General features: G+C 59.7%; 10 protein-coding genes and 1 pseudogene. 3 read left to right on the top strand and 8 right to left on the bottom strand.

Annotated elements, in window-relative coordinates:
* Position 1: 1 nt before the first annotated feature.
* The 3 genes from HP062_RS07900 to HP062_RS07910 form a co-directional block, all read right to left on the bottom strand.
* Entirely contained in the window at positions 2-1,321 is a 1,320-nt protein-coding gene (locus HP062_RS07900) for a nitrate/nitrite transporter (protein ID WP_010455304.1), read from the bottom strand.
* A gap of 84 nt (positions 1,322-1,405) precedes the next feature.
* Complete coding sequence (gene aldA, locus HP062_RS07905; protein ID WP_083377296.1) at positions 1,406-2,830, bottom strand: aldehyde dehydrogenase; 1,425 nt, start codon at positions 2,828-2,830, stop codon at positions 1,406-1,408.
* 137 nt (positions 2,831-2,967) lie between these two features.
* A complete protein-coding gene (locus tag HP062_RS07910; protein ID WP_010455308.1) occupies positions 2,968-3,900 on the bottom strand; it encodes a LysR substrate-binding domain-containing protein in 933 nt (310 codons plus the stop codon).
* Positions 3,901-4,085: 185 nt separating this feature from the next.
* On the opposite strand from HP062_RS07910, the gene HP062_RS07915 reads away from it, so the two are divergent.
* The gene (locus HP062_RS07915; protein ID WP_172791201.1) at positions 4,086-5,264 is read left to right on the top strand and encodes a hypothetical protein; all 1,179 of its coding nucleotides are present in this window, start codon (positions 4,086-4,088) and stop codon (positions 5,262-5,264) included.
* A gap of 213 nt (positions 5,265-5,477) precedes the next feature.
* Complete coding sequence (locus HP062_RS07920) at positions 5,478-6,353, top strand: LysR substrate-binding domain-containing protein (protein ID WP_010455311.1); 876 nt, start codon at positions 5,478-5,480, stop codon at positions 6,351-6,353.
* 63 nt (positions 6,354-6,416) lie between these two features.
* Here the strand turns inward: HP062_RS07920 and HP062_RS07925 are convergent, their stop codons facing one another.
* From HP062_RS07925 to fae, 4 genes are all read right to left on the bottom strand, one after another.
* On the bottom strand, positions 6,417-7,781 hold the full coding sequence (locus tag HP062_RS07925; RefSeq protein ID WP_010455313.1) for an MFS transporter: 1,365 nt from the start codon (positions 7,779-7,781) through the stop codon (positions 6,417-6,419).
* Positions 7,782-7,871: 90 nt separating this feature from the next.
* Positions 7,872-9,305 (bottom strand): NAD-dependent succinate-semialdehyde dehydrogenase, encoded by a 1,434-nt coding sequence (locus tag HP062_RS07930; protein WP_010455316.1) that lies wholly within the window; start codon positions 9,303-9,305, stop codon positions 7,872-7,874.
* Entirely contained in the window at positions 9,302-10,336 is a 1,035-nt protein-coding gene (locus HP062_RS07935) for an aldo/keto reductase (RefSeq protein ID WP_083376475.1), read from the bottom strand. The genes HP062_RS07930 and HP062_RS07935 overlap by 4 nt, the downstream gene beginning before the upstream one ends.
* A gap of 10 nt (positions 10,337-10,346) precedes the next feature.
* Complete coding sequence (gene fae / locus HP062_RS07940) at positions 10,347-10,859, bottom strand: formaldehyde-activating enzyme (RefSeq protein WP_010455319.1); 513 nt, start codon at positions 10,857-10,859, stop codon at positions 10,347-10,349.
* 291 nt (positions 10,860-11,150) lie between these two features.
* On the opposite strand from fae, the pseudogene HP062_RS07945 reads away from it, so the two are divergent.
* A pseudogene (locus tag HP062_RS07945) lies at positions 11,151-12,091 on the top strand (class I SAM-dependent methyltransferase).
* Between the two features lie 136 nt (positions 12,092-12,227).
* Here HP062_RS07945 and HP062_RS07950 read toward each other — a convergent pair.
* The gene (locus HP062_RS07950) at positions 12,228-13,001 is read right to left on the bottom strand and encodes a helix-turn-helix transcriptional regulator (RefSeq protein ID WP_172791202.1); all 774 of its coding nucleotides are present in this window, start codon (positions 12,999-13,001) and stop codon (positions 12,228-12,230) included.
* Positions 13,002-13,108 lie beyond the last annotated feature (107 nt).

Consider the following 13,108-nt stretch of genomic DNA (forward strand, 5'->3'; position numbering starts at 1 on the left):
CTCAGGCACCTGTCTTGATTGAAGATTTACGGTTAATACGAGCGCGCAAGGTCAGGGCCGCCAGGGTCCCGAGCAGGCCGACGAAAGCGATGTAGCCGAAATACAGCTTGTAACCAAAGGCGCCGGGGTAATGCTCGGTGAGGTAGCCGTTGATCAAGGGAATGAAGGCGTCGGGCAAGTACCCGACCACCGAGACAATGCCAATGGCCAGGCCGGTGATACGCAGCGGAACGTTGCAGGTGTCGAGAATCGCCCAGTACAGACCACGAATGGCGTAGGTCATCAGGCCGATGAAGATCACAGTGCCGACCAGCAGCCCCATGCTGTTGAGCGCCGGGAATACGATCAGACCGACCATCGCCAGCGTCGCGAGAAACAGCGCCACGATCAGTACCGAAATGTTCGAGAACCTGTCACCCAGCCAGCCTCCGCCGATGCCGCCGATAGGCCGCATCCACAGTTTGATGGTGGTGATGGTGCCGGCCATCACCGCGGTCATGCCGCCGCCTTGCAGGTAATCGGAGAAGCTGTAGGTCGCCCAGAAGATGTGATAGCCGCAGAACACGATGGCGGTGACCAGCCACAGCTCAGGAATTTTCACCAGGGTGGTCAGGTCGCTGAGCAGGTTGTACTTGCCCTTCTCCACCGCCGCCGTGTCTTCCATGGACTTTGGGTCCTTGATCAGTACCAGCACACAGCCGATGGCAATACAGGTGAAGGCATACAGATAAACCACGTGCTTGAAGCCCTCGGCAGCTGACTCGCCACGGGTTTCGGTGGCGAAGGCAAACAGCCCGAGTGCGATGGTTGCCAGCAAGGCTTCGACCAGCCCGCGACCGCCATCGAGGATGCCGAAGAACCGGCCCTGTTCAGTGTGATGAGCGATCATCTTCACGCGCTTGAGCACCGAGGCCCAGAAGGTCAGGCCGGTGGTCAGGCCCCAGCATCCGAAAATGATCATCAAGCCTGTCATCGACGGCGCAGTGGAATACCAAAGGCCTAATACACCGGTGGCGACCAACGAGAAGAAAATCAGAAAACGTGGTGCGATTCGGTCGGCCAGCCAACCACTGGGCAAATAACTGAGGAGAAAGATCGTGCCCAGCATCGAATACAGATAACCCAGCTCGCTGTGGTTGATCTGGAACACGTCGAGCATGGTGGTCTGGTAGACCTGGCGCAGATACAGAATGGGATAGATCGCGCCGGCGGCCAGCACCAGGAGCATCAGTTGGACGTAACGACTTGCCTTGTCGCTGTGACTTTTTGAACCCGCGTTCGAACCCTGAACAGCGGCAGCAGTGGATGCATGCTTGGACATCTGGAAGACCTCGGGCAGCCCGGTGGTCCGGACGCCCCTGATAATTGTTTTTATAGGTGATGCGTGAGGCGTGTTGCAGGTGGATCAGTACTTCATGACCACAAGACGGGTCTGAGTGAATTCGAGCATGCCGTGCTTGCCGTCATCGCCGCCCAGACCGGAGCATTTCCAGCCGGCGTGGAAGCCCTGGTAAGGATCGGCCGGCGTGCGATTGACGTACAACTCGCCGGCTTCAATGGCGTTGGCGACTTTCATCGTGGTGCGGTAATTCTCGGTGTACAGCACCGAAGACAGGCCGAACTGATGGTCGTTGGCCATGGCCAGCGCTTCGTCGATGTCGCGGTACTTGAGGACCGGCAACACCGGGCCGAAGATTTCCTCTTGAACGATTTCCATGTCCTGGCGGCAGCCGCTGAGCAGCGTCGCCGGATAAAAATGACCGCTGCCTTGCGGGATAAAACCGCCTGTTTCCAGTACAGCACCGTCGGCGATGGCACGTTCGACCATCTGGTGGATGTTCTGCTGCGCACTGGCGCTGACCAATGGCCCCATCAAGCTGGCATCGGTCGCGCGATTGCCGGATTTCACCGCGCCCATTTTGGCTTTGAGCAGTACGAGGAATTCGTCATAAACGCTTTCCTGTACGTAAACTCGCTCTACGGCCGTGCATAACTGGCCACAGTGGGTGGTCTTGGAGGCGACGATTGCAGAAGCGGCGGCTTCCAGGTCGGCGTCGGCCTCAATGATCGCCGGCGTCTTGCCGCCCAGTTCCAGCGACGGCTTGGCAATGTTGGCCTTGCAGTAATCGAGCACGATGCGCCCGGCGTTGACGCTACCGGTCAGGGTGATCAGACCGACAACCTTGTGGGTGCATAAGACAGCGGCCGTGGCGTGATCCATGGTCAGGATATTCACCACACCGTCCGGCAGGCCGGATTGCTGCACCGCCTTGGCGATCTCGAATGCCGAGGTCGGGGTGTTGTTGCTCGGGCGCACGACCACGGTGTTGCCGGCAATCAGCGCCGGGGCGATTTTGCGCAGCAAGGTGTAGACCGGGTAGTTGAACGGAATCAGGCACGCGACCACGCCAATCGGTTCACGGTGCAGGAACAGGTTTTCGTTCGGGCTGTCGCTGGGAATGATCTCGCCTTCGATCCGGCGCGCCCACTCAGCGTGGTAACGGGTGATCTGTGCGGCATAACGGGCTTCATTACTGGCGTCGGCGACACTCTTGCCGGATTCGGCAGCCAGGGCTTCACCGATGTGGTCGGCGCAGGCGTCAAGGGCGTCGGCCAACGAACGCAAGTGTTCGGCGCGCTCAATGCTGGTGAGTTTCCCCCAGGATTTCTGCGCGGCGGCGGCCGCGTTGACCGCAGCCGTGGTTTCATCGGCCGTGGCCGCCGAGACGTGCCCCACCAAGGCTTCGGTCGCCGGGTTGTACACCGCGATCAGCGCCTCGCTGGCAGGTTCGACAAAGTGACCGTTAACAAAATTTCGCTCGATTCGCATGTGCATCGCCCATCGTTGTTTTTATCCAGTGCTTGCAGTCTTGGCATCTGAATGGCGTTGAACAAACGATTTATTGAGCGATGTAACATGCTAAAAATGCAGGTTACTCCATAGACGAGTGAGTTTCCCTGCGGGAATCAGCTGGCGGCGGTCGACGGCTCGAGCTGCCTGTGCGCCAACCAGATCTCTTCCTGGAGCCACTGACTGAACACTTGTAATTGCGGCATCAGTGTTTGCTCCGGCCGAGTGACGAGCCAGTAGGATTGATGGCCGTCGACATGCACGTTGAGTACCTGGGTCAACTGCCCGCTGGCCAATTCCGAAGCAACCATGTGCCAGTCGGCGATGGTGATTCCCAGGCCGTCGATCGCCGCGCGGATCGCCAGGTCCAGCAGGTCGAATTCGTACCCGCCCTGGGTGTCGACACCGGTGATACGCGCGGCGTCCAGCCAATGTTTCCAGGTCAGGTAGCGTTGGTCTTCCCGGGCCAGTACATGCAGCAAGGTCAGGCGATTGAGGTCGATGCCCTGCCCGCTCCACTCCCGCGCATACAAGGACGGAGCACACACCGCGATATGGCGCTCCTGGATCAGCAGCGAACTGTCCAGGCCATCCCATTCGCCATCGCCGAACCGGATCGCGCAGTCCAGTGTGCTGGTCTCGGCCAGGCTGTCCTGCAAACGCGTGGTGATGCTTAATTCCAGTTCCGGATGCTTCTCGCGCAGACGCCCCAGACGCGGCATCAGCCAGCGATTGGTGAAGGTGGGAGGCGCGTTGATGTGCAGGCGATTGGAATGGGTTTTCTGCTGGATGCTGCGCACCGTCAGTTCGATTTTGTCGAAGGATTGATGCAGCGCCCGCAGCAAGATCCGACCGGCACTGGTCAGTTCGAGGTGATGGTGTCGCCGCTCCAGCAAACTCTCGTCGAGCTGTTCCTCCAGCTGACGCACCTGGCGGCTGACAGCGCTCTGGGTCACGTTCAACAGCTCGGCGGCGCGGGTGAAGCTGCCCGTGCTGCCGGCCACTTCAAAGGCTTTAAGCGCGTTGAGGCCGGGCATTTTGCGTTTCATGGAAAGGCACTCAATTAGGGTGACAAGACGCAAAGCATCCCATGCCCGCCGCGCATTGTCCTACAGGATTTTCTCAGTAACATGCATTTGGCGAAGGTTCTCTCACATTTTTTATCGTTTGTTCAACGCATCGCTCATCGCAAGACTGGCCGGCATCTCTAATAAAAATAACCGAGAGTGGCCCCATGCATTTCCCTGCTTCCCTGCGCCTTAGTCCGTCTTTCCTTGCTTTGCTCTGCTCCTTTGCCGCCCCTGCCATGGCGGTACAGGTCACTGACAACCTCGACCTGGGCGGCGCGATTCGCGCCCGGTGGGATTACGACCCGGATCGCGACATTCAGAAGTTCGGCCTGGACACCGTGTTCCTCAGCGCCAAGTACAACTCCGACACCTGGATCGGCGAGGCTCAATACCGTTTCTACGGGCGCTCCTATCCCTATCAGTACACTAAAGACTATGGCGATATCCAATTCGCCAAACTTGCGTGGGTCGGCTACAAGTTCAACCCCGAGCAGCAAGTGCACGTGGGGCTGGACACCGTGCCATTCGGCTTGCAGCCGTACTTCGGCAGTACCTTCTACGAAACCCTGGGCAACGTTATCGGCCTGGAAGATGTGCAACAGATCGGCGCCAGGTACATTCAGCAAAGCGGTGACTGGAACCTGCAGGCTGGCTACTACTTGCGCCCGGCATGGCAAGGCAAAGGCACCAGCAAAGGCGTGACATTCTCCAGCGTAGTGTCCGAGGCAGACAGCTACGTCGCCGACGGCAGCGATAACCAGGAACGCAACACCGTCGTGCTGCGAGTCGCCAAGGCACTGGACCTGGGGCCATGGAAATCCGAAGTCGGGCTCTCCGGTCTGACCTCGTCCCTGGAGAACAAGGACACTCACAATGACGGGCGCCGCAACGCAGTGGCCGTGCATTACCTGGGCAAGAACGGCCCCTGGGGCGTGCAGCTGCAAGCAGCGCGACAGCAGATGTCACCGCGCAATCCGGGGACCGATGAAGTGGTGACGCTGGGTGGTTATGACGGCACCTACAACGTTGCCAGTCGCGGCAATCTGTACGTGGCAGATGTGAGTTATGACGTGGCCGGCAAATACCTGTTCGATCAGGTCAGCGGCGTGAAGCTGTACGTCAACTACAGTGCCTTCGATAAATCCGCCGACGATTTCAAGACCTCGCAACGGGTGATCCTCGGAACTTCGTTCTCACTGAGCAAACTGTGGGTCGCGACGGAGTGGATCTACGGCAAGAACGACCCCTACATCGGAGGCAGCAGCTACACCCAGAGCCTGGGGGCGGGTGGTAGCGACCAGTGGGAAAACCAGCTGTATATGAACATCGGCTATTACTTCTGATCAGGCGTTTTCGGGCGTCTGAGGGCACCCTCGCCAGCCAGCTCGCGCCCACAAGGATCACCGAACCTGTGGGTGCGGGCTCGCCCGCGAAGACGCCCGTCCAGACAACACTTGCATCAGCCCCCTCCTGATAGTCAGATAGGCCGCTCAAACAATCCAAAAATAATAAACCGGCCCGACGTGACACCCGAGGCAGGTGCGGAGCCATCTCCCATGCGACAACTGCCCTCGCTCAACATGCTGCGCGTCTTCGAAGAGGTTGCGCGGCATCGCAGCTTCAGCCAGGCCGCGCTGGGGCTGAACGTCACCCAGGGTGCCGTCAGCCGCCAAATCAAACAACTCGAAGACTACCTCGGCGTAGCGCTCTTTATCCGCACGCCCCAGGGTTTGTCATTGACCGAAGCCGGCATCGCCCTCTCCCCCCACCTGACGGAAGCCTTCGATCATATCGAACGGGCCTTGCAAGCCGTGCGTGTACCCAACCTGCGCCAGCGTCTGCGCATTCTTGCCCCACCCACCTGGGCGACACGCTGGTTGTCGGCGCATCTGCGCGAATTCTGCCAGCGTTATCCGGACATCAGCCTGAGCGTGACCAATCAGACCGGCCACGACAACCTCGCGGACATCGATTGCCACATCCGCTTCGGCCTCGACACCGCCAGTCATTGCAGCAGTCAGTTACTGGTGATGGAACGGCACATCGCGGTGGCCAGCCCGGAGCTCTTCAGCGACGGGCAACCGCCGGACCTGCGCCAATTTCCATTGCTGCACATTTTGCACGATGGCAAGCGATTGAAGGTCTGGGAGAACTGGTTGGCGGCGATGGGACGGGACGATGTGGATGCCGCTCAGGGGCTGGAATTCAGCACCTTGGACCAGGTGATTCACACGGCATTGGCTGGCGGCGGGTTGGCGGTGATTGACCGGCAAATGATCGAGAAGGAACTGGCCCATGGCAGTTTGTTGCCGATCACCCCGGTGGAAGTGGTCGGGCCGTATGGGTATTGGCTGGATGTGGCGAACGACAAGCAAGGATTGTCGAAAGTACGGTTGTTCAGGCAGTGGCTGGAACGGGTCAGTAATCCCTGAGGCCATCGACGTTCCTTGTGGGAGCGAGCTTGCTCGTTCCCACATTGGGACTTTGACCGTCTGTTAAACCGGGGCAACTGCCTTCACTGCCACCGTTGCCCCACCCTCTACCGGACTCTGCGCCTTGCACGCCTGGCTCAGCGTCAACGATTTAGTCTCCGGCGCCCAAGCCCAGGACAGCAACGCACCCAGCGCCAGAATCGCCGCCAGAATGCCCATCGTCGGGCTTAGGCCAATCCCCGCTACGCTCACCGGCAACAGGAACGTACTCACTGCCGAGCCCAAACGGCTGACCGCGGTCGCCAGGCCAATCCCGCTGGCCCGCACTTCGGTGGGAAAGCTCTCGGCCGGGAACACGCCCACCAGGTTGCTGACCGCCGACAACACCAGGGTAAACAAGCCAAACACCAACACCATCAAGAACGCAGCGCTACTCGGCAACACCGCCAACCCGAACAACGCAACGGCCAGGATAATGAACGAGTTGATCAGGAACCCCCGGCGGGAGAATTTGATCGTGCACCAGATCCCGATCAGCGCACCGAGGATCAGCAGCATGTTCAGCATCAGTTCGGTGCCAAAACCTTCGGCCAGGCCCATTTTCTGCAGAATCGACGGCAGAAAGGTGTAAATGGCGAAGTACGGCATCACGATGCAGACGAAGAACAGGCAATTGAACGCGGTGCGTTTGCGGTATTCACGGCTGAACAGCACGGCGTAGCCGGAACGGGTTTCGGTGGATCGTGTTTCGTCGAGTTCAATGTTGTCGCCCAAGTGCTTCTTGACGATCGCTCGTGCCTCGGCGATTCGGCCCTGATTCACCAACCAGCGCGGCGACTCTGGCGTGCCAATGCGGGCAATCAGGATTAACGCTGCCGGAATGGCCGACGAAGCCAGCATCCAGCGCCAGGCATCGTCGCCCAGGCTGAGCATGGCGGTGCCGACGAATGTCGCAGCGACGTATCCGAAGGTCCAGATCACGCTGAATGATCCCAGCAGCACACCGCGATGTTTCTTCGGTGCAAACTCGGCCAACATGGCGTGACCGACGCTGAAATCACCGCCCAACCCGATGCCGATCAACACTCGGCAGAGAAATAACCCCATCGCCGTTTCCGCATAGAACTGCATCAAAGAAGCGAGGGTGATCAGCACGAAGCTGACCAGGAAGATTTTCTGCCGCCCCACTTTGTCGGAAATCCAGCCGAAAAACAGACTGCCGAGAAACAGCCCGATCAAGGCCGAAGCACCGATCAACCCTTGCCAGAACGCATCAAGCTGCATCTGTGGACTGAGCAATGTGAATGCAATACCGATCAGGCCAAGGATGTAGCCATCGGTAAAGTGCGCGCCGAAGGTCAGGCCGGCGATTTTCAGGTGAAAGCGCCCGATGGGCAGGTCGTCGATTTTTGTTGGTTGAACGGACATGTGCGTCTCCCATTGTTGTTATTGACGGAGAAATGAAACCGTTAACTTGTGTGGGCGCGAGCCCGCTCGCGCCCACAGGAGTTTGAGAACTTAAAGGCCACCCATCAGCAGGTATTTGATTTCCAGGTAGTCATCCAGACCGTACTTCGAACCCTCACGCCCCAGGCCCGATTCCTTGATGCCACCGAACGGCGCCACTTCCGTGGAAATGATCCCTTCGTTGATTCCGACCATGCCGGCTTCCAGGCCTTCGGCCATGCGCCAGACGCGGCCGATATCGCGGCTGTAGAAATAAGCCGACAAGCCGTAGGGCGTGTCGTTGGCCTTTTGCAGCACTTCGGCTTCGTCCTTGAAGCGGAAGCACGCCGCCACCGGCCCGAAGGTCTCGTCCTGGGCGATGAGCATGTCGCTGTTGGCTTCGGCGAGGATGGTCGGCTCATAAAATGTGCCGCCGAGCGCGTGGCGACGGCCACCGCACAACAGCTGGGCGCCCTTCTCCAAGGCATCGCCGACATGCAGTTCGACCTTCGCCAGCGCCGCAGCGTTGATCAACGGACCTTGTTCGGTTTCACCATCCAGTGCGCTGCCAACGCGCATGGCCGCCACGGCTTCGGCGAGTTTGCCGGTGAAGGCTTCGTACACGCCGTCCTGAATGAAGAAGCGGTTCACGCAGACGCAGGTTTGCCCGGTGTTGCGAAATTTCGAGGCCATGGCGCCTTTCACGGCCGCGTCCAGGTCGGCGTCGTCGAAGACAATGAACGGCGCGTTGCCACCCAGTTCCAGAGAGACTTTTTTCAGGGTGTCGGCGGCCTGGCGCATCAGCAGTTTGCCGGTGCGGGTGGAGCCGGTGAAGGACAGCTTGCGCACAATGCCGGAGGCTTGCAGTGCCCCGCCAATCGCGACCGCGTCACCAGAAACAACGTTAAACACACCGGCCGGTATGCCCGCTTGCTCGGCCAATACGGCCAGGGCAAACGCCGACAAAGGCGTTTCTTCCGAGGGCTTGAGAATCATCGTGCAACCCGCCGCCAATGCCGGGCCGACTTTGCGGGTGACCATGGCCAGCGGGAAATTCCACGGGGTGATTGCCGCGACCACGCCAATGGCTTCCTTGACCACGATGATCCGCGCGTCTGCCTTGTGGCTCGGTATAACGTCGCCATAGGCGCGCTTGGCTTCTTCAGCGAACCACTCCAGAAAGCTTGCGGCGTAGACGACTTCGCCCATGGCTTCAGCCAGCGGTTTGCCCTGTTCGCGACTGAGCAACGTGGCCAGGTCCTTCTGGTTGCTCAACATCAACTCGCTCCAGCGCTTGAGCTTCTGGCTGCGCTCCTTGGCGGTCAATTTGCGCCAGGCTGGCAAGGCACGATTGGCGGCGTCGATGGCCAGGCAGGTTTCCTCTGCTCCGGCTTTTTGTACGTCGGTGATTAACTCCCCGTTCGCCGGGTTGAAAACCGGGTAAGTCGGACCATCGCTGGACCACTGGCCGTCGATGTAATTGCCGTTACGGATCAGTGCGCTCATGCCACAGCCTCGGTCAGATTGAAGCGTTCCAGACCTGGACGGGCCGAACGCAAGATGCGCTTGCCGGCGGTGTAATCGTTGATCACGTCGCACGGGGTGTAGTTGCGTTCCAGTTCCTGCAGTTCTTCGGCGTCAAGCCTGGTCTCCAACGCCGCCAGGGCACTGTCGAACTGTTCAGTGGTGTCGGCGCCCACGAGCATGCAATCCACGCCCGGATGGTTGGCGACCCAGGCCTGCGCGATCTGGGCGTTGGATACACCACGAGCACGGGCCACACGTTGTACCGAATGCGCGATCTGGAACGAGGCTTCGTCGCTGTACATCTGTTGGGTAAAGAAGTCGGTCTGGTTGCGGGTCGATTGCACATCACCGGTCAACAACCCGCGAGCCAAAGGACTGAACACCGAGACGCCCAGGCCCTGATCGCGGCAGAACGGAATCATCTCGCGCTCTTCTTCGCGGTAAGCGCAATTGAGCTGCAGCTGCATGTTGATCGGCTTGACCCAACCATTGCGTTCGCAAGCCATGAGGATCTTTGCCAGTTGCCCGGTAAGCATGGTCGACACGCCGATGTAGCGGGCCTTGCCGGAACGCACGATGTCGTTCATGGCGCTCATGGTTTCTTCGACCGGGGTGTTCACATCGAAGTAATGCAGCATGAACACATCGACGTAATCCATGTTCAGACGCTTCAACGAGGCATCGATACTGTCCATGATGTGCTTGCGCGAATGACCGCTGGCGTTGATCCCGGTGCGGGTGCCGTAACCGACTTTGGTGGTGATCACCAGGTCTTCGCGACGGGCCAGACGCTTGACGATACGCCCGACCACTTCCTCGCCGACACCGGCGGAATAGAAGTCGGCGAGGTCAATGAAATTCACGCCGTTGTCCAGCGCGTGCGCAACGATCGGCTCGCTTTTCTTCTCATCGAAGATCCACGGTTTCCAATCCGGGGTGCCCATGTTCATGGTGCCCAGGCACAGGCGGGAGACTTGCAGGCCAGAGTGGCCCAGACGAATGTATTGCATGGCGCGGACCTCAGGCTTTTGGCGTGTAGAAAGGGTTGCTGATGTGATTGACCACGTCCGCCAGTTGCGCGGTTTCCGGCTTGCCGGTCAGCGCGGCACGGATCGCCGTGCGGCAGGCGTTATAGTTGTTCAGGTAGACCGCATCCAGGTCATCACAGGCCGGGTTGACCCAGTTCGCGGTGACGATCGCCCACTCGTTTTCGGCCTCCGGTGGCAAGGTGCCGTCGAGCAGTGCTTCCAATACGGCCTTGGCAATCCCGGCCTGCGATGCACCCCATGTGGCGTTACCGTGCAAGTCGCTGTTGATCGCGGCTTTGTTGACGTAGAGGGTCATCGGTTTGACCGGAATATTGGGCTGCGCGATGACCATGAAGGGGCAATGTCCCTGGCTTGGCGACGCCAGGCTGTTGGCAAACGCCTGCCCCGCCGGCCCGTTGCGCGGACCGATCAGAATGTTGATGTGCGCGGCGTTGACGCCCGGACCTTCGAAACCTTCACCGATGTACAGATCGAGTTCTTTCATGGGGTTATTTACTCTTCAGAGATAGAGGTTGAGCACAGATGCACGCCGACCGTCGTGGCCGCGTGACAACAGGCGGGAATTGAAGAGCGCAGGACGTGACAATGAGGATGAGTCATGGGGCAAACGCTCTTTTTGTTGTTGATGAGCTGTGTTTGCGATTTTTTAACACTGGCAGGTTGAGCGGCCGTAACCATTAAAAGTCATGAGGGCATGAGGTTTGGTAATACCCGGCAGAACTGCGGCGCAATTGTGTTTAAAATGCCGCCCCCACCCATTGCTGGCCCCTGCCCGATGAACGCTGACGCTCTCTCCACCCTTCACGACCATTTGCTGACCGCCCTGGCCGATGCCCCGCGGAAACCCGCCGGCTGTTCCATGGCCGGGGCCGGTGCTGGCCCGGGCTGGAGCAATTGACCGTCGACTGGCTGCAGGGGGTGGTGCTGGTGTCGCTGTTCAAGGAGCCTGAAGCGGCGCAGCTGGAAGCATTGAAGCGGTTGCTGATGACGATCACTGAATCGGCGCAGTGGCAACAATCAGGGGCGCACACCCTGTTGCTGCAACACCGCTACCTGCTGCAAAGCACCACCGAATGGCTGCTTGGGGAAGCGATCGAGGAATTGATCAACACCGAGGGTGGCCTGCGTTATCGGGTGGACCTGGGCCGCAAGCAGAACACCGGTTTGTTCCTCGACATGCGCTACGGCCGCGACTGGGTACGGGCCAATGCCGCAGGCAAGCGCGTGTTGAATCTGTTCGCCTACACCTGCGGCTTTTCGGTCGCCGCCATCGAGGGAGGCGCCGAACACGTGGTCAACCTGGACATGTCGAGCCCGGCCCTGAACCGTGGTCGCGACAACCATCGGCTCAATGGCCATGACATGAGCAAGGTGAGTTTTCTCGGCCACGACTTGTTCAAGTCCTGGGGCAAGGTGATCGGCAAGGGCCCTTACGACCTGGTCATCATCGATCCACCGTCCTTTCAGAAAGGCAGTTTCCTGCTGACCAAGGATTACCAGCGCGTGCTGCGTCGGCTGCCGGAGTTACTCAGCCCCGAAGGGACGGTGCTGGCGTGCATGAACGATCCGGCGTTCGGCGCGGACTTCCTGATCGATGGCGTGATGCGTGAAGCGCCGGGTTTGCGGTTCGAGCGGCGGCTGGAGAATCCGCCGGAGTTTCCGGATGCTGATGTTGAATGCGGGTTGAAGGCGCTGGTGTTCACACTGAAGGACTGAGTGCTGCTGACTGTGGGAGCGACGATTCGACTTGCTCGCGATGGCGGTGGGTCAGTCGATATCTGTGTTGAATAATAAATCGCTATCGCGAGCAGGCTCGCTCCACAGGGGGGCTGGTGTGAGGCTACTGCTTGGGTCAACGCGGCTGCAACACCAGCGCAAACAGCTCGCCGTGACCGTTCACTTTGAGCTTGTGATAGAGGTTGCGTCGATGCACTTTCACCGTCTCCGGCGAGATGCCCATTTGCTGGGCAATGGCTTTGCTGGAGAAGCCTTGGAGAATCAGTCGAGCCGTTTCGACTTCGCGTACTGACAATCGCGCATCGAAGCGATCCAGCAAGGTGGCCAGATCGCCGGCCACGGCCTCGGCAGTCGTACCTTGCGGCGGCATCAATTGCTGGTGCCGGCGCATGGCGGACAGCACCCAATCGCGCACGCACAGCAACCGCCCTTGCTCTTCAAGCGTGAACCGCGTCGAGCGACCCAGCGATAAGCCGAGCACGGCGCCGTCGATGTTGACCATGAACTGCAACTCGTCACCGCCGACCACCGAGCGGAAGTAGCTCAGGTAATACTCGCTCTGCTGAAACTGGTCGGGAGCCACCGAGTCGAGGCTGTGCAGGCCATCGGCAATGCCCGCGCAAGCCGCTTGGTAAAACGGATCGAGCAGGTACATGCCGGCGCTGTAGTCCGCCAGTTCTTCGTGTTCGGTGGCACCACCTTTTGAGTCGAAGTCGATCAGCAAGCGGGGCACTCGCCCCTCCCGCATCACCGCCACCAGTGCGTTGTCCAGCGGCACCAGCAGCCGCAGCGTGTCGACCAGCGCGCGCCAGAAACCGTCCTGACCCAACGCGTCAAATACCCGCGCCAGCCCTTGGTGCACCGGCAACTCTTTCAACAACGCGTCCACGCACTACCCCTTTCGAGTAACCCATGATGGGAATGGGTGTGTACCCCGCCTGCCGATACGCTGCAAGCACCTGTTCATCACCGGCCTGCAGCAGGCCAGGAGTGCCG

This window comes from Pseudomonas sp. B14-6, from assembly GCF_013260315.1.
GTDB classification, from domain to species: domain Bacteria; phylum Pseudomonadota; class Gammaproteobacteria; order Pseudomonadales; family Pseudomonadaceae; genus Aquipseudomonas; species Aquipseudomonas mandelii.